Origin of the sequence: Devosia rhodophyticola (assembly GCF_028816475.1) — a bacterium.
GTDB classification, from domain to species: domain Bacteria; phylum Pseudomonadota; class Alphaproteobacteria; order Rhizobiales; family Devosiaceae; genus Devosia; species Devosia rhodophyticola.
In genome coordinates this window covers 94,728-117,851 of the sequence record NZ_CP118247.1, presented here as the reverse complement: position 1 = coordinate 117,851, position 23,124 = coordinate 94,728, and the positions used below count along the sequence as shown (strand labels likewise).

19 protein-coding genes and 1 tRNA gene are annotated in these 23,124 nt (G+C 57.1%); 11 read left to right on the top strand and 9 right to left on the bottom strand.

Translation table 11 applies throughout. The features are described 5' to 3' along the window. Positions 1-66 precede the first annotated feature (66 nt). The 4 genes from PSQ90_RS00620 to PSQ90_RS00605 all read left to right on the top strand — a co-directional run bounded on the left by PSQ90_RS00620 (position 67) and on the right by PSQ90_RS00605 (position 3,119). A complete protein-coding gene (locus PSQ90_RS00620) occupies positions 67-726 on the top strand; it encodes an amino acid ABC transporter permease (protein ID WP_282213119.1) in 660 nt (219 codons plus the stop codon). A gap of 9 nt (positions 727-735) precedes the next feature. Further along, positions 736-1,383 (top strand): amino acid ABC transporter permease, encoded by a 648-nt coding sequence (locus PSQ90_RS00615; RefSeq protein ID WP_282211517.1) that lies wholly within the window; start codon positions 736-738, stop codon positions 1,381-1,383. 108 nt (positions 1,384-1,491) lie between these two features. Beyond that, positions 1,492-2,316 (top strand): transporter substrate-binding domain-containing protein, encoded by an 825-nt coding sequence (locus PSQ90_RS00610; protein WP_282211516.1) that lies wholly within the window; start codon positions 1,492-1,494, stop codon positions 2,314-2,316. A 29-nt stretch (positions 2,317-2,345) separates the two neighbouring features. Further along, complete coding sequence (locus PSQ90_RS00605) at positions 2,346-3,119, top strand: amino acid ABC transporter ATP-binding protein (RefSeq protein ID WP_282211515.1); 774 nt, start codon at positions 2,346-2,348, stop codon at positions 3,117-3,119. A gap of 289 nt (positions 3,120-3,408) precedes the next feature. On the opposite strand, the gene PSQ90_RS00600 is transcribed toward PSQ90_RS00605, so the two are convergent. The 3 genes from PSQ90_RS00600 to PSQ90_RS00590 form a co-directional block, all read right to left on the bottom strand. After that, on the bottom strand, positions 3,409-5,046 hold the full coding sequence (locus PSQ90_RS00600) for a BCCT family transporter (RefSeq protein ID WP_282211514.1): 1,638 nt from the start codon (positions 5,044-5,046) through the stop codon (positions 3,409-3,411). 275 nt (positions 5,047-5,321) lie between these two features. Beyond that, positions 5,322-7,712, bottom strand: coding sequence for a mechanosensitive ion channel family protein (locus PSQ90_RS00595; RefSeq protein ID WP_282211513.1), 2,391 nt, complete (start codon positions 7,710-7,712; stop codon positions 5,322-5,324). A gap of 444 nt (positions 7,713-8,156) precedes the next feature. Next, on the bottom strand, positions 8,157-9,374 hold the full coding sequence (locus PSQ90_RS00590) for an NnrS family protein (RefSeq protein WP_282211512.1): 1,218 nt from the start codon (positions 9,372-9,374) through the stop codon (positions 8,157-8,159). 128 nt (positions 9,375-9,502) lie between these two features. Between PSQ90_RS00590 and PSQ90_RS00585 the strand changes: the two genes are divergently transcribed. After that, the gene (locus PSQ90_RS00585; RefSeq protein ID WP_282211511.1) at positions 9,503-9,715 is read left to right on the top strand and encodes a DUF1858 domain-containing protein; all 213 of its coding nucleotides are present in this window, start codon (positions 9,503-9,505) and stop codon (positions 9,713-9,715) included. A 4-nt stretch (positions 9,716-9,719) separates the two neighbouring features. Here PSQ90_RS00585 and PSQ90_RS00580 read toward each other — a convergent pair whose 3' ends face one another. From PSQ90_RS00580 to nirK, 3 genes are all read right to left on the bottom strand, one after another. Continuing rightward, on the bottom strand, positions 9,720-10,367 hold the full coding sequence (locus tag PSQ90_RS00580; RefSeq protein WP_282213118.1) for a Crp/Fnr family transcriptional regulator: 648 nt from the start codon (positions 10,365-10,367) through the stop codon (positions 9,720-9,722). Between the two features lie 125 nt (positions 10,368-10,492). Continuing rightward, positions 10,493-11,398: an SUMF1/EgtB/PvdO family nonheme iron enzyme gene (locus PSQ90_RS00575; RefSeq protein WP_282211510.1), complete on the bottom strand. Its 906-nt coding sequence runs from the start codon at positions 11,396-11,398 to the stop codon at positions 10,493-10,495. A gap of 62 nt (positions 11,399-11,460) precedes the next feature. Then, on the bottom strand, positions 11,461-12,591 hold the full coding sequence (gene nirK, locus PSQ90_RS00570) for a copper-containing nitrite reductase (protein ID WP_282211509.1): 1,131 nt from the start codon (positions 12,589-12,591) through the stop codon (positions 11,461-11,463). A gap of 215 nt (positions 12,592-12,806) precedes the next feature. Here nirK and PSQ90_RS00565 point away from each other — a divergent pair, with 215 nt between their 5' ends. From PSQ90_RS00565 to pbpC, 3 genes are all read left to right on the top strand, one after another. Beyond that, entirely contained in the window at positions 12,807-13,253 is a 447-nt protein-coding gene (locus PSQ90_RS00565; protein ID WP_282211508.1) for a pseudoazurin, read from the top strand. 182 nt (positions 13,254-13,435) lie between these two features. After that, on the top strand, positions 13,436-18,937 hold the full coding sequence (locus PSQ90_RS00560) for an MG2 domain-containing protein (protein ID WP_282211507.1): 5,502 nt from the start codon (positions 13,436-13,438) through the stop codon (positions 18,935-18,937). Next, positions 18,934-21,069 carry a penicillin-binding protein 1C gene (gene pbpC, locus PSQ90_RS00555; RefSeq protein ID WP_282211506.1) on the top strand — a complete coding sequence of 712 codons (2,136 nt, stop codon included), beginning with the start codon at positions 18,934-18,936 and terminating at the stop codon, positions 21,067-21,069. Before PSQ90_RS00560 ends, pbpC begins: the two co-directional genes overlap by 4 nt. Positions 21,070-21,100: 31 nt before the next feature. Here the strand turns inward: pbpC and PSQ90_RS00550 are convergent, their stop codons facing one another. Next, positions 21,101-21,313 (bottom strand): hypothetical protein, encoded by a 213-nt coding sequence (locus PSQ90_RS00550; protein WP_282211505.1) that lies wholly within the window; start codon positions 21,311-21,313, stop codon positions 21,101-21,103. Positions 21,314-21,647: 334 nt separating this feature from the next. Between PSQ90_RS00550 and PSQ90_RS00545 the strand changes: the two genes are divergently transcribed. From PSQ90_RS00545 to PSQ90_RS00535, 3 genes are all read left to right on the top strand, one after another. Next, positions 21,648-21,839, top strand: coding sequence for a hypothetical protein (locus PSQ90_RS00545; RefSeq protein ID WP_282211504.1), 192 nt, complete (start codon positions 21,648-21,650; stop codon positions 21,837-21,839). Further along, entirely contained in the window at positions 21,824-22,039 is a 216-nt protein-coding gene (locus PSQ90_RS00540; RefSeq protein WP_328517516.1) for an MAPEG family protein, read from the top strand. The genes PSQ90_RS00545 and PSQ90_RS00540 overlap by 16 nt, the downstream gene beginning before the upstream one ends. Positions 22,040-22,096: 57 nt before the next feature. Beyond that, positions 22,097-22,172 (top strand) — tRNA-Trp (locus PSQ90_RS00535). A gap of 33 nt (positions 22,173-22,205) precedes the next feature. Here the strand turns inward: PSQ90_RS00535 and PSQ90_RS00530 are convergent. Then, the gene (locus PSQ90_RS00530; protein ID WP_282211502.1) at positions 22,206-22,685 is read right to left on the bottom strand and encodes a methyltransferase family protein; all 480 of its coding nucleotides are present in this window, start codon (positions 22,683-22,685) and stop codon (positions 22,206-22,208) included. A gap of 25 nt (positions 22,686-22,710) precedes the next feature. Then, positions 22,711-22,989: a YrhK family protein gene (locus PSQ90_RS00525; protein WP_282211501.1), complete on the bottom strand. Its 279-nt coding sequence runs from the start codon at positions 22,987-22,989 to the stop codon at positions 22,711-22,713. Positions 22,990-23,124: the final 135 nt, after the last annotated feature.

The window sequence follows — 23,124 nt, the reverse complement described above, 5'->3', positions numbered from 1 at the left end:
AATCCAAGAGCGACTGTCGCGCCAAAGATGATTGAAAAAGATAGCTGAAGGGAAAGACCGTTGCACATGCTGGACTTTAGCGTCGTGGTCAATCGCTGGCAGGACCTGGTGTATGGAGTTGGCTCCACGCTTGCATTGTCGTGTGCTGGGATTGTTCTGGCGCTGTGCATCGGCCTATTGGGTGCTGCGCTACAGCGTTCTTCTCGTCTGATATTTCTGGTGCCAGTCCGCATCTTCGTGGAGGTCATCCGAAACACGCCGTTTCTGGTGCAAATTTTCTTTTTGTTTTTTGCCCTTCCCTTCATTGGCGTTCGCATGGACCCGACAATGACGGCCGTCATCGCGCTCGCGATAAACGGAGGCGCGTACTCCATCGAAATCATCAGGGGCGGAGTCGAATCGATTCCACGTGGTCAGATTGAAGCAGGCGCTGCCCTTGGCTTGTCGCAATTTCAGATATTGGGCGACATCGTGATGGTGCCTGCGCTCCGGGCAATTTATCCCGCGCTGACGTCGCAATTCATTCTGCTGACCCTAACTTCGTCGGTCTGCTCGTCGATATCGGCAAATGAGTTGACGCATTACGCACAACGGATCGAGTCTGAGACATTCCGCAGTTTCGAGGTTTATTTCACGATCACCGGCCTCTACCTGGTGATTTCATGGCTGATGATGACCACGCTTTCGATGCTTGGCCGCCGTTTGTTCAGCTATCCCAATCAGTGAGTGGAATAGATGCACGATTTTGGCATTCCCGAAATGTTCTTCCTCCTTCAAGGGCTAAAATGGACTGTCTTGCTGACGGCCATCAGCTTTGTTGGTGGTGGCATCATCGGGCTTGCGATCGCTCTTGCTCGCGTTAGCCGGGTAGCCATCATTCGCAGGGCGGCCGCAACCTACATTGCACTCTTTCAGGGTACGCCGTTGCTGATGCAACTCTTCGTCATCTACTACGGCCTGGCCCTGATGCAATTTAGCATCGACGCTTGGCTGGCAGTGTCAATTGCATACACAGCACACGCTAGCGCCTTTCTGGGCGATATCTGGCGTGGGACGATCCAGTCGCTTCCTGCCGGACAGACGGAAGCCTCAAATGCGCTTGCGATCGGTTATGTGTCGCGCATGCGGGACGTAATACTTCCACAAGCGCTCAAAATTTCCCTGCCCGCGACGATTGGTTTCGCAGTTCAGCTCACCAAAGGAACATCGCTCGCCGCAATCGTTGGTTTTGTGGAACTTGCGCGCGCCGGGCAGATCGTCTCGAACCTGCTCCTCCAGCCGCTGCTGGTCTACGGGATCGTCGGGGTAATCTACTTTTTCGTTTGTTGGCCAATGTCGATATTCGGAAGTGCGATGGAGAAGAAGATGTCACTTGGCCGCTAGCGTATCGGTCGGAGGAGACCGCGCCATCTGATGCTGTTTGGGGTCCAGACAGCGAAGAGCAGCAACCGCTGCATACTACGTGTTCAACTGAGGAGACTGAAAATGAAGATGACCAGTATTTCGCGACGAGCATTCGGGAGTGCCGTGGCTGTTTTCGCCATGGTAGGAATTCTCGGCGTCAATCCCGCCGCCGCCGACACGCTCGACAACATCAAGGATCGCGGCACCATCGTCATCGGAATCCAGGGAGACAATCCACCATTCGGGTTCCTGGATTCGACCGGCAATAATGATGGTTACGACGCCGACTTGTCGCAACTATTTGCCAAATACCTTGGAGTGGATCTCAAACTGGTTGTGGTCACCAACCAGAACCGCATCGCCGCCCTGCAGACGGGAAAGGTCGACGCATTGTTCGCAACGCTTGGCATCAGCGCGGAACGCGCGAAGTCGTTGCAATACAGCATTCCTTATGCCGAGGACAGCATGCCCGTTATTGCGCCGATCGACACCAAAATTGCAAGCTTCGCTGACCTCGATAAGTTGACGGTTGGTGTACCCAAAGGTAGCACGCAGGAAAACACGCTGCCGAACGTTGCGCCAGACGCCAAAATGTTGAGTTTTGACGACGACTCCTCGACCATCCAGGCGCTGCTATCCGGCCAGGTCGACGCAATCGGAACGACCCAATTCGCGATCAAGCGCATTGATGAGGCTGCGCCCGGCAAGTTTGCAGAAAAGATTGTTTTGGCGACGAACTACAAAGGCGTCGGCACCATTCTGGGAGATAAGACGATCAACGCGACGGTAAACGAATTCATCGAAGGCCTCAAAGCCGACGGCACGATGGAAACGCTGTACCAAAAATGGTTCAAGCTGGACCAGCCAAAGTTCGAGGCGCCCGTCGAAGGCGTGTCTTTCACCGTCCCATAGGCCTGAACAACCACAAACTGGAAGTCGCCATGCCCACAAAGTCAAAATTGCCTACGTCAGAGGGCAAAGTTCTCATTGAGCTCAAGAACGTAGACAAATGGTATGGCGGCTTCCATGCCCTCAAGGATATCAACCTTTCGGTCCGCAAAGGCGAGAAAATCGTCCTGTGCGGCCCATCGGGTTCCGGGAAGTCGACTCTGATCCGGTGCATCAATCATCTTGAGAAAATTCGTGGCGGAACTGTAACTGTCGACGGTCGCGTCATGGGGGAAACGGCAAAATCTGTGGAAGGAGTTCGGCGCGACATTGGCATGGTTTTCCAAAGTTTCAACTTGTTTCCGCACCTCCGCATCATCGACAATTGCTCTCTGGCGTTGCGCCGTGTGAAGAAGATGCCGCGTGATGAGGCGGAGAAGGCTGCGCGAAAATATCTTGATCGCGTCCACATACTGGAACAGGCTGAAAAATATCCCGCTCAACTCTCAGGCGGCCAGCAACAACGCGTTGCCATTGCTCGTGCCTTGTGCATGGAGCCAAAAGCCATGCTCTTTGATGAACCGACATCCGCCCTCGATCCTGAAATGGTGAAAGAGGTTCTCGACACGATGATCGAGCTTGCCAGGGACGGCATGACGATGATTTGCGTTACGCACGAGATGGGTTTTGCCCGTCAGGTTGCAGACCGGGTGCTGTTTATGGCCGATGGTGAAATCCTCGAGGAGGCGACGCCGCAAGAGTTCTTCTCCAATCCCAAGCACGAACGCGCTCAAGCATTCCTGGGTGATATCCTCGGACATCAATAGCCGCTTTTTAAGCATTGCGCCGTGCACGGCCAAGGCCGCCGTTGCGCGCCGATCGGGATCAGTGCCGCCGATTTCATTGGTGCTAACGCATTGAGCCGGAAGCGCGCAACGCCTGCTATCGCCGGTTGCACAGAAGAGCGAACCACTTACCTCGTTCTGTTTGGGCGTCCGCCGTCTCGTGGATCGGATGTGCCCGCCTTACAGTTGGCGGGCACAGATTTTTTGAGCTGGAAGATTCCTCGCCATTTGATTTCCGACGGCGAGTTGATGCTTCCAAATTACCGATCGTTTAGCGCGGTTCGGCGATCAGACCCTTCACCAAAGCCACACAGCCAAGCAGCAGAATGACAGCGAATGGCAGGCCAGTTGAGACTGCCATCGCCTGCAGCGCGGCTAGGCCTCCTCCCAGCAGCAGGGCAATGGCAACCAGGCCTTCAAAGCCGGCCCAAAACACGCGTTGCCCAACGGGTGCGTCAAGCTTGCCACCCGCAGTGATCGTGTCGATCACCAACGAGCCAGAATCCGAGGATGTCACGAAGAACACGATAACAAGCACAATGCCCACGAACGACGATATCTGGGTGAGGGGCAGAGCCGCCAGCATTGCAAAGAGCTGCAGTTCCAGGCTGGCGTCGGCTACCGCCTGATAGCCGTCGTTGACGATTTGGCTGATCGCCGTCCCACCAAACGTGGTCATCCAAAGTACGCTGGCCAGGGCCGGGACCAGCATCACACAGATCAGAAATTCGCGGACCGTACGGCCACGGCTGACCCGCGCAATGAACATGCCAACAAAGGGTGACCAGGAAATCCACCAAGCCCAGTAGAACGAGGTCCAGCCCTGCCGGAAATTATCATCGGTACGGCCAAAGGGATTGGAAAGGGCTGGCAAATGGCTAGCGTAGGACCACAGATTGGCAAAAAAGCCACTCAGGATCTGTAGCGTCGGCCCAACTAGAATCACGAACAACAACAGTACGCCTGCCAGCACCATGTTGATTTCGGAGAGTCGTTTCACCCCGGCATCCAGGCCGGCAAGCACTGATGCCAGTGCCACCCCGGTTATGGCGGCGATTAGCAACACCATAGTCAAATTATTCGTCGGCAGGCCGAACAGAAACGCCAGTCCAGCATCGGCTTGGCCAGCCCCGATACCGAGTGAAGTCGCCAACCCGAATAGCGTGGCGAAAACGGCCAGAACATCAATGATATGACCGGGCCAGCCCCAGATGCGCTCGCCCAGCAGCGGATAGAAGATCGACCGCATGGTCAGCGGTAGGCCCTTGTTGTATGTAAATATCGCTAGCGACAGACCAACGACCGCGTAGATCGCCCAAGGGTGCAGTCCCCAGTGAAAAATGGTAGCCGCCATCGCTAAGCGTCGCGCCGCATCGGCATCGCCGATGGCGCCACCTAGCGGGGCCCAATCCGTGCGCGCACCGCCATCGGCGAGAACGCCGCCCATGGACGACGTAAAATGTGAAACGGGTTCAGAGACGCCGTAAAACACCAACCCGATGCCCATGCCAGCGGCAAACAGCATCGCCAGCCAGCCGGTATAGGAATAGTCGGGGGTGGCGTCGCGGCCACCGATCCGGATTTTCCCCAAGGGGCTGATAAGAAGTCCGACACATACCAGAACAAAGATGTTGCCAGCCAACAGGAAGAACCAGTCGAAAGTGCCAGTCAGGAAATCGCGCAGGCCGACAAATGCATCGGTCGCAACGGGGCCGGTGAACAGCGTAAGAATCACAAAACCAACAATCGCCAGTCCTGAAATCAGAAAAACCGGATTGTGGATATCGACTTTGAGCCAGCCCGTCTCTCGAACATAGTTGTCCTGCCCAACCTCATAATCTGTTTCGATAATTTCGGTTGGTCCCTCTGGGGCTCGGACGTCTGACGGATCGTCATTGTCGATGCTCATTGGTTCTCCAGCAGTTGAATTGCGAGGCTAAACGCCACCAGGCGTTGACGTCTCAAGAAGTGGCTCCGCTCATTACTAACATAAAATTGGCTTAGGTGCCCAACGGCGCCGTTGTTATTGGGGACAAGTGGCGCGAAACACCGGGGATTTGGCGGTTGCGATCAACAGGATACTTTTGAAATTCCCAAGTATCATCCCATTGATTTGCAGGCAGCGCAGCACGCCTTTTTCAGAATCTACAAAGGCCTGGTCATCAAGATGTGAATGGCAATTAGCTATTCGTCAGTTTGATTTGACTGGGCCAGTGCAATTGTGTTCTTCAGTTCGCCGACATTGCGAATGGTGATGTCTTGACGCGGGAATGGAATCTCGATTCCTGCCTCGGAAAGCTTTGCATAAATATCAAATAGCAAATCTGAGCGAACATTTAGAGTGGAGCTGACATCACTGATGAAGCAGCGCAACTCGAAATCGAGCGAACTTGCACCCAGATCCTTGAACAGAACCAACGGCTCAGGATAACTCATTACCAATTTGTGTGCATGGGCAGCGGACTCCAGCACAGTTTTGACTGCCTCCACTTCGCTACCATAAGCGACCCCAATCTGTAGGATTACACGCCCAACGTTGGACGACAGCGTCATGTTTTTTACCGTGCCGGTAATGAGATCGGAATTGGGCACAATGACATCGTGGCGATCAAAGGTCTCGATCCGCGTCGAACGAACCGCAATCTTGCGCACAATGCCGGAATAACCCGATACCTCGATCCAGTCGCCTTGTTTAACGGGTCGTTCAATCAGCAAGATTATGCCTGAGACAAAGTTAGAAACAATCGCTTGAAGTCCAAACCCGATGCCCACCGACAAGGCGCCTGCGACTATAGCGAGATTGGACAGATCCAGTCCGGCTGCCGCAATGGCCGCCACCGCCGAAATCGTGATGCCGCAGTAGCCAACTCCGGTAACGACCGCATTACGCGCACCTGCATCTATTTGCGTTTTCGACAAGACACTGGTTCGAAACACCAATTGCAACCATTGGGTAATCACTAGGCCAATGCCAAAAACAATAATCAGTAGTACAACGCCGTTGAGCGACAACCGAATACCGCCAATGTCGACGCCTTGGGTAATCAGGATCCAAAACTCGGAAAGATCGGCTACGCGTGCGCCCCAAATGAGGGCGAGCAGGGGCAGGGATGCGATGGCAAGGACCATTGCCACCAATATTGGTAGCAAAGTCGTCAGCTGATCATTGTGTAAACGCGTGCCGAGCAATGAGCCGGGTCCCGATACCAGCGTTCTGTGCAACGTCATGCCAAAGGCAATCAGCCCCAGCGAGAGAATGGCGGGAATAAAGAACTGCTTTGAAAGCTGCACATATCCCAACAGCACACAAACAGTAGCGACCAGCGAAATAACCTGCAACAGCCGGGCAACCAGCGCGGAAAAATTGACGTCGCCCTCCGCCGAGGGGCGATCCTCGCTCTCCGCATTGCCTTGCAATAGCACCGCTGCCAACTGCCATAAAATGGCAGCGCCGCCCAGAACCACCAGACTTGACAGAACCGAGCTAGCACCATCTGAAAATGCGAAGTCCGTCTGTACGCTCTCAACAACTGATTCGATGGCCAGCACCGGGCCCAGCGCCGTCGCCCACCAGAATCCGCGACGTGCTTGGTCGTCACCCATTGCAACCAGGCGAAATTTTGGAAGATTTGGTGCAAAAACCAGATGGCTGAGCCAATAGGCCAGAACGATCAATATTGGCAGAACGGGCAAGAGGACGAGCAAATTGCGCGCGCCAAAGCTGTCCAGCTGCAGCACCAGGATCGCAATGGCCAAAAGCTCGCCGCCAATCAATGGCACGACTAGCCGGATTGTCCGTGCCAGTCCGCCCACCAGCCGTGAGGTCTTGGTGGCCCTCAGCAAGTGCCTGTCCAACCGCCGTTGCACGAACGGAAAGAAGACCAAAAGGACCAATAGGCCCGCAGCGCCAAGTGTCAGGGCGGCAGGTAACTGGCCAAAAAACCGCGCGGACCGATCAGCTCGGCTTAGCCCTTGTTGCGCCTCACGCCCCAAAACGCCGAAATAGGAACCCATTTCCTGGACGGCGAGCACCCAATTGCCGGGAAATAGCGGCGAGGGCACCCGGTTCAGCAGTTCCTCGTAAATGCCGGAGCGCACGAGAATATCGATTTCCTTGATGATGACTTCCGCTCGCTCGTAGGCCTGCTGTGCGGCCAGAACGGGGGCATTTGCTGCCGCTATTTTATCGCGCAAAGCAGAGCGCTGAGCAGCGATCGCCTCGGCTTCGGTCTCGCTATCGGCAGGGGCCGGGCCCAACGTGGCCATCTGGGCGCGTAGACTGCGCACCGAAACGCTGCCACGCTCGACAATAGCTTGCGCCTCTGCTCGCTGCTCGGCTACCTCGAGCCGCAGGATTTCTAACGCTTGGCTGGAGGCCTGCGCCTGCTGCAACACATCTTCAGCGCGCGAAGCGACCCGATCCCAGGCAGCCACCTGGCCCTCAAACGTGCTTTGAGCCCGTGAACCAGTGCTCAGCGCCAATACCAACGCCAAAACCAGCACCAGGGCGATTAGCGTGCGCGCAGGGACAATGTTAGAAAATGGCAAAATTCGACGGATATTGGCGGCGGCCAAAGACAAACTCCCAACACTTCGCGGCCGAACCGGTTTGGCACGCGTTGCAAGTGGTTCTATCAGAAAATTTCGCGCGCGGCAGATCGAGTTGTGGGATGGCCATCTAACGCTCCATTCTGCCCTTAATCATTTTCCATGGACTTTAGGATGCCGCGACATTCATGCTTTTGGGCGCTGTACGAAATACGGTGCGGCCTCGGGGCGAGGCGGTGCCTCAGCCGTCACCGCTCATGTTTCTAGCGCCGGTGTTATTGGTAACACCTCTGTTTCTCTACGGCTTGTTCCTGCTGCCCAATATTTGCGAGCAGGAAAAAGCTGCTTAGACCGGAGGTTCGGATTGTTCGTCGGCAGCGCCCGACCAGCTATAAACTTGAATCAATCGAGGCTGGTCTTGATCAGACCAATCTGCGCATTCCAAAAAAATCCGAAATGATTGATTGCTCCCTATTCGCCGCGTTCCCTTCGACGCCGAAGGAGGATCGGCGCGTATTCCAGTGCGTAGAGTACAAATGCAAGAATCCAGAAAGTGCCGGCGATTGCCAATAGCTCCACGGTCAGGTCTGGCCAGACATCAACCAGCGGACGGGCGATTGCGGCGAGAATTAACAGGCCGTAGCTGATGGCTGTGGTTTTTGAGGCTGCCAGCGGCAGACCCGTGTGCCCACGTGTTGCGCGTGTCATGACGGCCAGCGTCATCACCCCGATCGCTCCCACAGTGAAAAGATGCAAGGCCGAAATGGCGTTTAGCCAACCCATCTGGGCTAGAGTAATGCCAAAAAATCCTAACGGAACAAAGCTGTAGCCGACATGGAGAACCGACACCAGTTTTTCGCCCCAGGTTTTCCAACCGCGCCACCGCGCCAGCCGAATACCATGCAATACGCCCGCAGTTGCGGCCAGTGCCGCAACCCAAACTGCATCTGGGGCAACCGTCCAACCGATCAGCGCCAGCAAAGCGATTAGCAACACAACGGTATCAAATCGGGAGAAAGGCGCGGGCAGGGCGGTCTTGCCCCGTTTCGCCAGCCAGTTGCGGGTAAAGCTGGGAACAACCCGTCCACCCATGATGCTGATCAGCATGATGTAGGCGCTGATGGCCGCCCGGTTGGCCATGCCAATGTCGCCACCGTTGGCGGCCACGGCATGGTAGCCAATGTTGGCCAGTGCCAACGCCCCGACACCAGCCAGGATTTTGACATCCTTCCACTTACGTCCGGCAACGATTTCACGCGCACAAATTGCCAGCAGCAAGGGCAAAAATGCTGCATCGATAACCACAGCGAAATAAGGCGGCAGCGCATCTGGCCAAAGCATTGCCAGTCGCCCGGCTATCCAAACGGAAAACAAACCTATTAGTGGGGTACCCGAAACCGGCAACCTGCCGGTCCAGTTTGGCACCGCCGTTAGCAAAAAACCTGCAAGTGCCGCCGACGTATATCCAAACAGCATTTCGTGGGCGTGCCAGTTGGGCGCCCCAAAACTTCCACCGACCGGCCAGTCGAGGATCAGGGCGCCAATCCACAGCCCCATCGCGGCAATTGCCCATAAACCAGCCGTCAGAAAAAACGGCCGAAATCCATAGGAAAACAGGACTGGCCCGGTGCGCGCTATGCCGCGCGGCACTGGCTGGCGCCTTGGTTGACCTTCAATTGTTGCTGCCATTGCGCCGATTCCTGAAATTGTTCGACGCTTGGTTTAGGTGGGCGATTTCACGCCGTCCTTGCGCTAGCGCAACGACGCGCGATTTTTCGCGATGTTGTCTGAAGGATATTTTGCTGGAGGATATTCAGGTGCGTGAGGAGCCGAACGCCGATATGAGTGTCGACGACGTGATGCGGCAATGGCCAAACGCCATACCGGTCTTCATTCACCACCATATGCTCTGTGTTGGCTGCCCGGTTGGTCGCCTGCATTCCTTGTACGACGCCGCACTGGCCCATGGTTTGGATGTACCAACTCTAATGGCCTCAATTTCAGCCGCTATTGATGACAAGACGCGCTGATCGGCTAGTCGGCCGAACGGTCCGCCAGCACCTGAAGCGCGTGGGCATCGCGCACCAATAGCTTTTGGCGTCCACCTTCCACCAACCCCTTTGCCTCCCACGCGCTCAATATCCGCGAAACAGTATGCAGGGTGGTGCCGGTCATTTCAGCGATGTCTTGTCGCGAAATAGGAAAATCGATGCGAATGCCCTTGTCTTCCTTTTTGCCAGCCTGACCGATCAGGCGCAGTACGGCGTGCGCGACCCGGCGCTCGACTTCCTCAGTCGACATCTCGCGTATGCGCGTATGGGCTTCCTGCAGGCGTTGGCCAATGGCGTGCATTGTGTTGATGGCCATGTGTGGATTCTTTTCCATGAACATGTCCCAATCAGTATTGGGCCAGCTCAACACAAGGCTTTCGACTGCCGCTGTCGGCGTGCCGGGATAATCGCTTCGTTGCAACGCCTTGGCGAAGCCGAAAATGTCACCGGGGTTGACCATGCGAACAATAATTTGCTGACCATCACTGGTAATCTGATTGACCTTCAGTCGCCCGTGCAACAACACAAAGAACGCCGTGGCTGGCTGGCCTTGCTCAAAGACGGCTTCATCGACAACAACCCGGCGCAGACTGGCCCGCTGCAGCAATACGTCCAGATCCGCATCGCTCATTTTTTCAAATAGCGGTAACGCACGCACCAAACTGCGATCAACTTCTGCCAAACCGAAGCCCTTTTCCCCAAACACCGCCCTACCTCATAGAGGGTTCCGAGGGTATTGGGCAAGCCGCCATACCCTCAGATAGGGGCAGCGGACCAAGGCAGCAGGCCGGTTAACCGTTCATACCACTGTGAACGTCGCACCAGTCGGAAACCCAAATTTGCCGGCGGGACGCCAACCGAGCAGCCACCCCCGCGCGCATCACGAACGAAATAGCTAATCGGGGCCCGATGCTCGCCAGCCACCATCTTGATCGTGCATGAGCTGGTTTCGCTGATCCGCCTGCCCAATTCGTCCACGTGCACAGTGCGATAGCAACTTTGCGTCCATTCCCATACATTACCGGCAACATCGGCCAAACCGTTCTGGTTTGGCTCAATAGTGCCAAGGGGCATTGGCACGCGGTCCAACGTGCTGGATCTGGCGGCTTCCTTTTCATAATTGGCCAACCAACGCAGGGCAGGGTTGGCGCGATCCTCGGCGATGTCGAGACTGTCTTGGCGAAAATCGACACCAGCCGCAAACACCCATTGCCTGTCGTCAGGCAAGGTCCATTGTTCCCCTGTTTGCGCCGATAGCCAGTCGGCATAACGCATCGCATCATCATAATTGACGCCCGTCACTGGCACATTGCCTTGGCCAATGGTGCGCGGCTCGGCGGCTGAACAGGCGTTTGCACCGACGCAACGCGCGTAGTCGCTCCGACTTACCTGATATTTCATGATTGTTAGCGGTGCGGCCAAGCGGTCCACCATCACAGGTGGATCGATTGGCACGCCGTCCCGGAAATACTGCCCATAGGCGTGATATCTGAACTCGGTGGGCGCAATCGTGACAGTTTCGGGCGACGGCAATGTCGGTGGGCGCACAAATCGCGGCAGATCCAGCTGCCAACCGATCCCCACCAGGCCCGCCAGCAGAATCACAGCCGGCAAAGCGACGGAATTTGTAATCGCGGTCAGAATCTTTGCCACTGCCGTCATCGCACGCTCCATCAGATTTGGGTGGACGCCACCGTTCCGGCGGCGCCTACCACTGGCCTCTGCTAGATGGGGCTCGGGGCAATCACCCCGGTCATCAGATCGTCGTCCCAGTCGCCGATAACCTTGAAATGCCCAGCGGCACCCAGCTCGAACGCCTCGATCAAATTGTGGTTCACATAGGCGTAAATACCTGGTTGTCGGAAGGTATAGAGTGCGGCGCCCGCGGCCCCTCCGGGGACAAACCAGGTTTCCAGTCCAACATCGGGTGCATTGCCAAACTTGCCGCCCGGCCAGACATAATCGCCATGCCCCCCGATCAAATGCGGTCGAGTATCGCGATTAGCCTGAGAGTGTACGACCAGTACAGTTTCACCGACTGCTGCTGTCAGCGCGTTCTCACCGGTCAGTGCGCCCACGCGGCCATTGAACACCACATGACTTGGCGTCAATGTGCGCATCGCTGTCAGGGCATCGTCATAGCCCTCGACAACGCTCTCATACTGCTTGTAAGCGCCGGTTTCATCCTTGGGCACGTAAAAGTCCTGCTCACCGACATAATAGACCCGGTCATAGTGCAGCGTAGTGCCGTTGCCGTCGGTCAGCCCTTCGCGCGGCAACACCATGATTGCGCCGTTCATCCCGGATGTAACGTGCCAGGGTACCATGCCCGCAGGGGCACAGTGATATACGAACACGCCAGAGCGCGTGGCCTTGAACCGCAATACGGCTTTCTGGCCGGGGCTCACCTCGGTCAAAGCGCCACCACCCAGCGCGCCGGTGGCAGCATGAAAGTCGATGTTATGACCCAATTGGTTGGTGTCTGGATTGACCAGCGTCAGTTCCACATAATCGCCCTCGTGCACAACCATCAGTGGTCCGGGCACTGTCCCGTTGAAGGTCATCGCCCATAGCGTTGTGCCCTCGTCATCGACAACATGCTGCTTTTCTTCGACCACCAGGGTGAACTCGACGATTTTGGGCCCACCGGTCGCCATTTGCTCATGTGCATGCACAAATGGCGGCGCAACTAGTTCAACTTTCTCTCGTTTGAGCCCAGCAACGTTGGTTTCGGCAGCCGGGGTCATTACTTCTTTAGCAGAAGCCGTCAGTATTGTTGATAATTGAGCAACAGTGCCGATGGCAGCAGCCCCAGCCAGTAAAGCACGCCGGGAGAGTACGGAACGATTTTCCATTTCATTTTCCTTCGTCTTGAGCACGACACAACGCTTGCTCGATGACGGACGTTTAATCCTCGGTTGCGCAATGATCTTTGATCAAGCGCAAACAAATATCGCGTTTAAGAAATTTTTGATTTGATTGACCCAAGTCAAAGAACTGTCAACGGCTCGCGCCTAAAAGCCCAACCAGTCGGACCCATTTGGGCGCCGCAATTGCAAGGAGAATTGATATGCGCACCGTCATAAAAACCGCCATCGTCGCCCTCGGACTCGTCGGTTTGACACTCGCGCCAGCGTTCGCGGCCGAATTTGAAATTAAGATGCTCAACAAGGGCGCGGCCGGTGCCATGGTGTTCGAGCCTGCGTTCGTTAAAATCCAGCCCGGCGACACCGTCAATTTCGTGCCGACCGACAAGGGTCATGACGTTGAGAGCATCAAGGGGATGCTGCCCGAGGGGGTTGAGGCGTTCAAAGGCAAGATCAGCCAGCCGTTCACCATGACGTTTGATGTGCCCGGCGCCTATGGCTTCAAATGCACACCGCACTTTGCCATGGGCATGATTGGCATGGTCTTCGTTGGTGATGACCTAGCCAATCTGGACGCCGCAAAGGCCGTAAAAGTGCCACGGAAGCCACAGCAGCGCTTTGACGAGATCTACGCAGGAGCAGGTCTGTAGTACGAGGCGAACCCGACTGGGCGCACCTTTTGCGCCCGGTCCAAAGCGCGGGTGCGCGCCATTGCTGTAATCCCGGTTAATCCGCCGCTCTTTTGATCGGCGCAATTTTATCCATACCCCATTGCACTCTTGCATTCGTTGCGTTCACGCTCCCTAATAGCGACCGATGCACACGGGAGGCCATGATGTTGCAGTGGGTTAGCTCGATCCGTTGGTTGTATTTGTCCATCGTCGTTGTCATGGGCTTTGCCCTGACCAATGCCTCTGCGGCGGAGCCCCAGGTTGACCAGCAGGAAAATATTGACCTGCCCGGCGCCGACTATGCCATCATTAAAAATACCGATCAGAACGCATGCAGTGCCGCGTGCGTCGGGGACAATATTTGCCATGCCTTCACCTTCAATCAGCGCTCCAACTGGTGCTTTTTAAAAGGTAGCGTAGGCGATGCGACGCCGTTTGATGGTGCCATCTCGGGCATTGTTGTCCGCGCGCCCTCCGATCAAACCATCGAATCCCTGCGCCGCGCCGAATTGCCGTTTCCGGCCGGCAGCCTGATTGACGCTGCCAAACGGCTTGCGCGCGAATTGCCGCAGTCTGACGCGCCGCCGCCCAATACCAGTTACGCCGATCTGATCGAAACTGGCAATCTGGCCGTGGCGGCGGGCAACCCGGCGGGCGCAAGCACCGCCTACAGGCAAGCCTTGGCAATCAACGCCAACGGTTTTGCGGTGTGGCAGGCCTTGGCGGATTCAACATTGGCGCGCGCTGCCGCCGTTGCAGGCAAATCCAGCGGCGACAACAGCTATGAATTGGGAGCCACCGCGACATCGGCGGCAATGAACGCTTTCTTGCGCGCCGAAAAGCCGAAAAACCGTGCCAATGCGCTGGCGTCTCTAGCCGCGGGCATGGAATATCGCCAAAACTGGCGCGAGGTCATTGCCACCTATCGCCTGTCGCAGCGGTTGGCAGATAGTCAAAAAATTGCCGCACATCTAGAAAAAATCGTCGCGCTACACGGCTTTCGCGTGGTTGATCACGTCGTTGACGCAGAGTCGGCCGCGCCACGTATCTGCGCCGTGTTTTCAAATCCCCTGGCGCTCGGCGATGATCTGTCGGCATTTGTCGTCGTTGAAAATGCGCCCCAGGTCGCGGTGGAAACTGAACAAAACCAGATTTGCGTCGATGGTGTAGCCCACGGCGCCCGCTATGCCATCCGCCTGCGGGCCGGTCTACCCTCCGCCGATGGGGAGACGCTGGCCAAGGACGTTGATCTCGATGTTTATGTCCCCGATCGCACGCCATTTGTCGGCTTCGCCAACAACGCCTATGTGATGCCCGCCGGATTGGGTGGCGGTCTGCCGATCACCTCGGTCAACGCACAAACTGCCGACGTCATGATCTATCGCATTGGTGACCGCGCTATTGCCACCGCCGTTCGCGACAGCATCTTTCAGGGCAATTTGACCCAATATTCAGCCGAGGACATCGCCGACAGAGTCGGGCAGCAGGTTTGGTCCGGTGAGGTCGATTTGGCCCAGGGCCAGCCCAATGACATGACCACAACGGCAATTCCGGTTGCGGACACGCTTGGTGATATGGCGGCGGGTGCCTACGTCATTACTGCACGCGTCAAAGGTCAGCAGAGCGAATATTGGACCGAAATGGCGACTCAATGGTTCATCGTGACCGATCTGGGCCTGACCACTTTCGCTGGCGATGATGGGATCAGCGCCTTCGTGCGCGGCCTGGGCGATGCCGCTCCGATAGCAGGCGCAACCGTGCGGCTGGTTGCCGTTAATAACGACATCCTTGGTCAGGCCACGACCGACGCTAACGGGCGCGCGACCTTTGCGCCCGGCCTCTCGCGCGGCATGGGGGGCAGGGCACCCCAGCTGTTGACTGCCGAAACCGGCGACGGCGACTATGCCTTCCTCGATCTGTCCAAACCCGCCTTTGACTTGACGGATCGCGGCGTCGAAGGCCGTCCGTCCCCTGGCCCCCTTGATCTGTTTGCAACCACTGAACGCGGCGTCTATCGCCCGGGCGAAACCGTTTTTTTAACGGCTCTGCTGCGTGACGCGCAGGCAAAAACCGTGCCCGATATGCCTCTGACGCTCGAAGTTGAGCGCCCCGATGGCGTCGTTGCCAGGAAGCAGGTTCTCAAGGATAGCGGCGCCGGGGGCTATTTTGTCGCCCTTCCAATGGTCGAAGAAGCCATGCGCGGTTCCTGGACTCTCCGCCTCTATGCTGATCCAAAAGCCGAGGCATTGGCGACAACTGCCTTTCTGGTCGAAGATTTCGAACCCGAAAGGTTGGCGTTTGAATTGAACGCCCCGGATGTTCCGCTCGCGGCTGGCGCCGTTAGCCATGTGGATTTGAACGCCAAATATCTCTACGGCGCCACAGCCCCCGATCTTGATGTCGAAGCGGACGTCGTTTTGACCCCACGTACATCTCTGAAGGGTTTTCCCGGCTACACGTTTGGCCGCCTTGATGACACCATCGAAACCAGCCGGGAACCTTTGGGCATCGTCGCCACCACGGACGAATCTGGCGATGCCGTGGCCGAATTGACCATCCCTGAACCACAGGCGACTACGCGGCCGCTTGACGCCCAGTTGCTTTTCCGACTTGTGGATACCAATGGCCGCACGCTTGAACGCAGCTTGACGCGTCCCTTGCTGGCCGATGGCAATCGAATCGGCATCAAGCCAGTCTTTTCCGACCCAACTGGCTTGGCTGAAGGAAGTGAAGCGAAATTCGAAATCGTCGTGGTTGCGCCAGACGGAACAGCAGTTGCCGCCGATGGGCTTAACTGGACGCTTTCGCGGATCAAAACGAACTATCAATGGTATAGCGACGGCAGCACCTGGAAGTGGGAAGCCATTTCCACCACCAATAAAGTTGCCGCTGGTACCGCCGATACGCCTGCGGGTGGCCCGGTGACCATAGGCGCCAACGTCGATTGGGGCCGCTATCAGATCGAAGTCGAAACCACCGGCTCTGACGCGACCTCGTCTAGCTACGAATTTTACGCTGGTTACTATTACGCCGACGCCGGTAGCGATACGCCCGACACGCTGCAGGTTGCTCTCGACAAGACCTCGTATCGCGTCGGCGAAACGGCACAGCTCAAGCTCGATCCGCAATTTGCCGGTACAGCGCTGGTCATGGTCATGGACCATACCATCATCAATATGCAAACGGTTGACGTGCCCGACGGTGGCACGACCATCGACCTGCCTGTAACGGATGATTGGGGGCCGGGCGCCTATGTCACGGCGGTTCTTTACCGACCCGCCAATGCTGCCGAAAAGCGGATGCCATCCAGAGCTCTGGGCCTAGCATTTGCCGACGTCGATCCCGGCGACCGCAAGCTGGACGTAGCGCTTGAAACCCCGCGCGTTTCGCTGCCCCGCCAAAGTTTTTCCGCCTCCATCAAACTGGGCAATCTGGCCGCGGGTCAGCAAGCCTATGTCGCGGTCGCCGCAGTTGATTTGGGCATTCTCAACCTCACGAACTTCAAGGTTCCAAGCCCCGACGACTGGTATTTCGGTCAGCGTCAACTCGGTGTTGAAGTGCGCGACCTGTATGGCCAACTGATTGATCCGACCCAGGGTTTGACTGGCGCCATGCGTTCGGGCGGCGACGGTGCCGCTGCGCGACTTGGCACACCACCGCCCACTTCGGTGCTCGTGGCACTTCATTCGGGTATCGTTGAAGTCGATGCCGATGGCAACGCGACCGTAAATTTCGACATGCCTGATTTTGCGGGTACGGTACGCGTCATGGCCATGGCCTGGACGGATACTGCCGTCGGACACGCCTCAGCCGATGTGATCGTGCGTGATCCGGTCGTTGTCACTCTCAGCCCGCCGCGCTTTCTGCGCATTGGCGATCAGTCCCGGCTTTTGGTTGAGGTCAACAATGTTGGTGGTGCCGCCGGAGCCTATAAGGTTGATCTCTTGACCGGCCAAGGCATGACAACGACTGCCACTGCGTCCGATGTTGATCTCGAACAAGGCGCAAGAACCAGCCTTGATCTGTCGCTAACCGGCACAGCGCTAGGCGATTGGCCGCTCGTTCTCACTCTGACGGCGCCTGACGGGACCACTCAAACCAAGGAACTGACCCTTGGTGTGCGTCCCGCCAGCGCCATGGTGACGACCAGTCGACTCCTGCCACTCAAGGCCGGGGAGAGGCTCACCATCGACGATGGATTCTTCGATGGCTACATCGCCGATGACGCCTTGATGACTTTGGCTGTCGGCCCAATTGCGCGGCTCGACGTCCCCGGATTGCTGGTCGCGCTGGACCGCTACCCCTATGGTTGCGCTGAACAAACCTCCAGTCGCGCCTTGCCTCTACTCTACCTCAACGATGTTGCACGGTTGATGGGGCTGGATGAAGATTCCAAACTCAACCAGACCGTTGTCGATGCCATTGCCAGTCTGCTCTCCAAACAGACTTCGGGCGGCGGTTTTGGCCTTTGGGGACCCTTTAGCGGTGGCGATCCCTGGCTTGACGGCTACGTCACCGATTTCCTCCTGCGCGCCAAGGCACAGGGATATGTGGTGCCCGAATTGGCGCTCAACATGGCGCTCGATAATTTGGCCAACCAGCTTTCCTATGCTTCCGATTTCGACAATGGCGGCGAGGACGTGGCCTATGCGCTTTATGATCTGGCGCGGGCAGGGCGGGCATCCATGGGTGATTTGCGCTATTATGTCGAAGCCCGGCTAAACGCCTTCGGCTCGCCACTGGCTCAGGCCCAACTTGGCGCCGCCCTTGCCCTTTATGGCGACAACCAGCGTGCCGCCGTCGCCTTTACAGCTGCGCTCGCCGGTCTTGAAGGGAAAAAAGACAGTACAGGCTACCGCTCCGACTATGGCAGTCGCCTGCGCGACACCGCCGGTGTTCTGGCGCTGGCTGCCGAATTCAGCCCGAACAATGTCGACCTGGTATCTTTGGCAAAAAAGCTCGGAAATCTACGTGATGCCATTCTTTATACCTCCACTCAGGAAGACAGCTGGACGCTCCTGGCTGCCGCCGCTCTCGGCGAAAACAGCACGCAAGGCTCTATCACTCTGGATGGTGAGGCGCTGACAGGCCCGCTCTATCGTCGCTTTGACCGAACCGGCTTCACCGCTCATGAAATTGCCAACGAGGGTGACGCTGAAACCGAGGTCAATGTCACTGTTTCGGGCTACCCAACCACCCCGCCAGATGCCACCAGCAATGGCTTTGCCTTGTCGCGCGAGTATTTCTTGCCCGACGGCTCTCGGGTCGACCCGGAATTGACCCCGGTTGCTCAAAATACCCGTCTGGTTGTGGTGCTCACCATCCAGCCCGAAAACCTTGGTTCCGGCCAATATCTGGTCGCTGATCCGCTGCCGGCTGGTTTTGAAATCGAAAACCCAGACCTCTCAGCGGGTGGCGGGGCCGCCGACTATCGTTGGCTCAAGCTCAATCAGCCCAACCATGTAGAATCGCGCACCGATCAATATATCGCCGCCTTCCGCTATTCGACCGAAAGACCCAGCATAACCACGGCCTATCTGGTCCGCGCCGTATCGCCGGGTAATTTCGTCCTCCCAGGCGCCACCGTCGAAGACATGTATCGACCCCAGTTCCGGGCCAATACTGCCTCAGGCACGCTTGAGGTTACCGCGACCGGGCCATGAACAAGCCCGGCCCAACAAACAGCGAAACCCCGCTGCGCCCTTGGGCGCGGCGGCTCGTCCTTGCCGCGTTCTCGCTGTTCGTCCTTGTGGCCGCCGGCGCCATCCAACTCAATTCGATCCTCATCGACATCACCAACAAACTACCCGCCACGCCAAATCTCAACCAAATGCCGGTCTCGGTCGCCGTTGTTGATCGTTCCGGCCAACTGTTGCGCCCCTTCACCACTGCTGAAGGTCGCTGGCGCCTGCCAGTCAATCGCACCGACGTCGATCCGCAATTCATCGCGATGCTCCTGGCCTACGAGGATCGCGGCTTTGCCACCCACGGCGGCATCGAATGGTCTTCCATGTTCCGCGCCGCCGCCCAGTTTGTCGCCGCCGGCGGCCACGTCGTGTCGGGTGGATCGACCCTCACCATGCAGGTCGCCCGGCTCGTGGAGGGCGAACCCACCCGCAATCTATGGGGAAAGCTGCGCCAGATGGTCCACGCCGACCAGCTGGAACACCGCCTCAGCAAGGATCAGATCCTTGATCTTTACCTTACCCTTGCTCCCTACGGTGGCAACATTGAAGGCATCCGCGCCGCCAGCCTTGCGTATTTCGGCAAGGAGCCAAACCGCCTGACTACTGCACAATCAGCCTTGCTTGTGGCCTTGCCCCAGTCGCCCGAGGCCCGTCGACCCGACCGTGACCCAGCCGCCGCCCGCAATAGCCGCAACATGGTCCTCGACCGTTTGGCCCAATCGGGCACCATCAGCCTTGAGGAAGCCCGCGCTGCCAAGCTCGAACCAGTCCCCAAAGCGCGCCGCGAATTCCCCATGCTCGCTGCCCATATGGCCCAACAGGCGGTCAAGGCCCAGCCACTGGCCCGCACAATTCCTCTGACGATTGATCGTCGCCTGCAAGACGCCCTCGAGCATCTCGGCGCCACCCGCGCTCGGCGTCTGGACCCCAAAGTCTCGGTCGGTATCGTCGCCGCCGACATAGCCACCGGCAAAGTCCTCGCCTCGGTCGGCTCCGCCGGTCTCTTTGACACGCAAAGCGACGGCTTTCTCGACATGACAAATGCCGTCCGCTCGCCCGGATCGACCCTGAAACCCCTGATTTATGGCCTTGCCTTCGAACTAGGCCTTGCCCATCCGCAAAGCCTGATTGAAGATCGCCCGACCGCCTTTGGCAGCTATATCCCGGTTAATTTTGATGGCTTCAATCGTGGCACGGTGTCTATCCATGATGCGCTCACCCAGTCACTCAATATTCCCGCTATCGTCGTGCTTGACGCTGTCGGTCCGGCCCGCCTTGTCGCCCGCTTGCGCCGCGCCTACGCCGAACCGCGCCTTCCGGTCGATACAGCGCCCAGTCTTGCAGTTGGCCTAGGCGGCGTCGGCATTACCCTGCATGATCTGGTTTCGGTCTATGCAGCCCTTGCCAACGGCGGTAAATCCGTTCGGCTTGAGGACGGCATCGCGCCCGAACCGACACCCAAATCACCCCTCACCATGCCGGTGCTCGATCCTGTCGCGGCGTGGTACGTTTCCGATATTCTTGCCGACGTGCCGCCACCACTAAATGGCTCTCCCGGCCGCATCGCCTACAAGACTGGAACCTCATATGGTTATCGCGACGCCTGGGCCATCGGCTTTGACGGCAAAACCGTCGTTGGCGTTTGGGTCGGCCGACCCGATGGCGCACCCGTACCCGGCCTCACCGGCATTACGGGCGCCGCTCCAATCCTTTTTGAAAGTTTTGATCGGCTGGGTAGCCGCCGCGCACCGCTGCCGCGTCCGCCGTCCGGGGCCATTCTTGCGTCAAATACCGAACTGCCAGCGCCGCTGCGCCGATTCCGGCATCCCGATGATGATATGGTGGCGCGTGATGCGGCGCCTCAAATTGCCTTCCCCACCAATGGGGTGGAGGTCGATCTTGGCTTGGCTACCGGAGCAGCGGCACCTTTGTTCGTCAAAGTGCGCAACGGCGTGCCACCGTTTACCTTCCTTGCCAATGGCGCCCCGTTTGGCCACGCCGAATTTGGTCGGCAGGAAAGCTGGACCCCAGATGGTCCGGGCTACGTTACACTCTCGGTCATTGATGCCGAAGGCCGTGGCGACGCAGTCACGGTTTTTCTAAACTAACTGCGCCTCAGTTTCGCATTTAATTAGCCCTTCAGGCGCGCGCACCGCGCGGATGATCCATCAAAGTACGCCCGGTCAACGTAATAAGATAAGTCCCCGATACCGGCTGCACCCAACCGTTGGCAACCAGCCTGTCGACGACATCCATACCAAGCGCGCCAAGGCGCCCTTCGCTGATGTCCTGCATGTGCCGAAAGTCCGATGGTTTGACACCCTCGAGAATTGTATCCGTCATGGGTTTCATCGCTCGCTCTCCCTTGCTCGCTCAGCTAGCGAATATCAATTTTGATCGCCTGTCCATCTGCAGTTTTACAAAACTGCCATATGGTGAACCCGGTTCCCAACCGGCCCATCACAGTATGCCTTCAACAGTCGATTTTTTCGATTCAGCCTTTCGACGTAGAACCCGTCCAAATGCCACTTGGTTCAACAGTTTGGGTGACTTGCCGGATTCAATTTCTGAACACGGCGGGGTAGAGATTTAGCGCGCCTCTTTCGCAAGGTGTAAACATGCACCATTGCAGATAGAGGCGCGGCAGGGCAAACTTGGCTGAGACTTCTTAGCTGGAAAACGATTTATGCTGCTGATTATTTTTCTCGTTCTTATTCTGGCGTTATTTCAGGCGTTTCTGCCGGGAAAATATCTGGTTGATCAAGTTGGCCCTGAATCGCAGATGGGGCCACGGGATAACCTCCCCCGCCAACGCCAAAATTATCGCGTGCCCAAAACGCCCTGCGAAATTTCCATGAAACCTTGCCCGTGTTCCTGACTTTGTCCGTGCTGTCCATTGTTCTGGGTGAGCAGGGGTGGCTGTCGCTCGTTGGCGCGTCTCTGTTTTTGATTGGTCGGGTGGGTCATGTTGTCTGTTATCTCAAGGCACTGAGTCCATGGCGATCTGTGGCTTTCATGATTGCCTTGATCGGTCTGCTCCTGACGGCGATCCCCTTGATTCCGCATATATGGGCCTAAGCACACAACTGGGCCTTGCACATAGCCAGCTTTCCGACTAGACACGGCATCGCCTGCAGGGGTGTAGCTCAGTTGGTAGAGCATCGGTCTCCAAAACCGAGGGTCGTGGGTTCGAGTCCCCCCGCCCCTGCCAGGCCTAAGTCCATCATTCATTTGATTGCTCGTCTCATCGTGGTCGAACCGTCGAACGGCGGAACAGCCACCGCGGTGTTTTCTGAGCATATGCCTGATATCTGGAACCAAACGCTTCAAGGAGTTGTTGCTCCTTTATCGGCACTACCATTCGGTCCAGCGCAAACCAGAAAACGGGTATCGTTAAGACAACCCAGTCCAGGCTGAACGCGACCATAGTTCCACTGATCAGCAGTATCATTCCGATGTAAAATGGGTTCCTGCTGATCAAGAAAATACCGTTGGTCACCAGTTTGCTTGGTTCACGAAATGGACGTGCCGTTGTGCCCGCCCCAACAAGTACGCGCGCCGCAAGAATTTCCAATCCGAGTCCAGCGACGGCAATTCCGGTACCTATTGGCACAACAGGGCTGAGGAATGCCCGGTCCGGCAGGAGGTTCAGGGGGGCCAGCCACTCGAGCAGCAATGCTGAGCCGACTGTCAGGGCCGCAAAAAAGTCAGGTGGTTTGCTCAAGAGAACCTCAATTAGTTAACCGCTTCTATTGATATCGATCTGCAAGCGAGTCGATGTCGCCAAGCGCGAGTAGGTGAAATTCTCGCACCACCCGCAATACGGGCTTCAGGGCGAAGCAGGCAGATCCACAGACAAACAGCCAGATAGCCGGCGTTTGTAGCGAATCGTAAAAAAACAGAACCGACCCGATCAAAAACAGAATGGCCGCCATCGCATCGACGAGTGTGTAAAACAGCTCGTATATTGCATAAAGTCTCCTTTGCTGCGGCGTATTGGTTGCGCTGTCTTGCTGAAAAATGACCATTGGGTGCTCGCTGTTCGTGGGAGAGGGGCGTAGATGTAAGTTCCGTGAAGCGGTGCCTACGCTTCTGCAGGCGCGGAAAATCACCTTTTTCTATCAGAGCGGCAATAGCACTATCAAAAGGGCAGGGATGTCCTA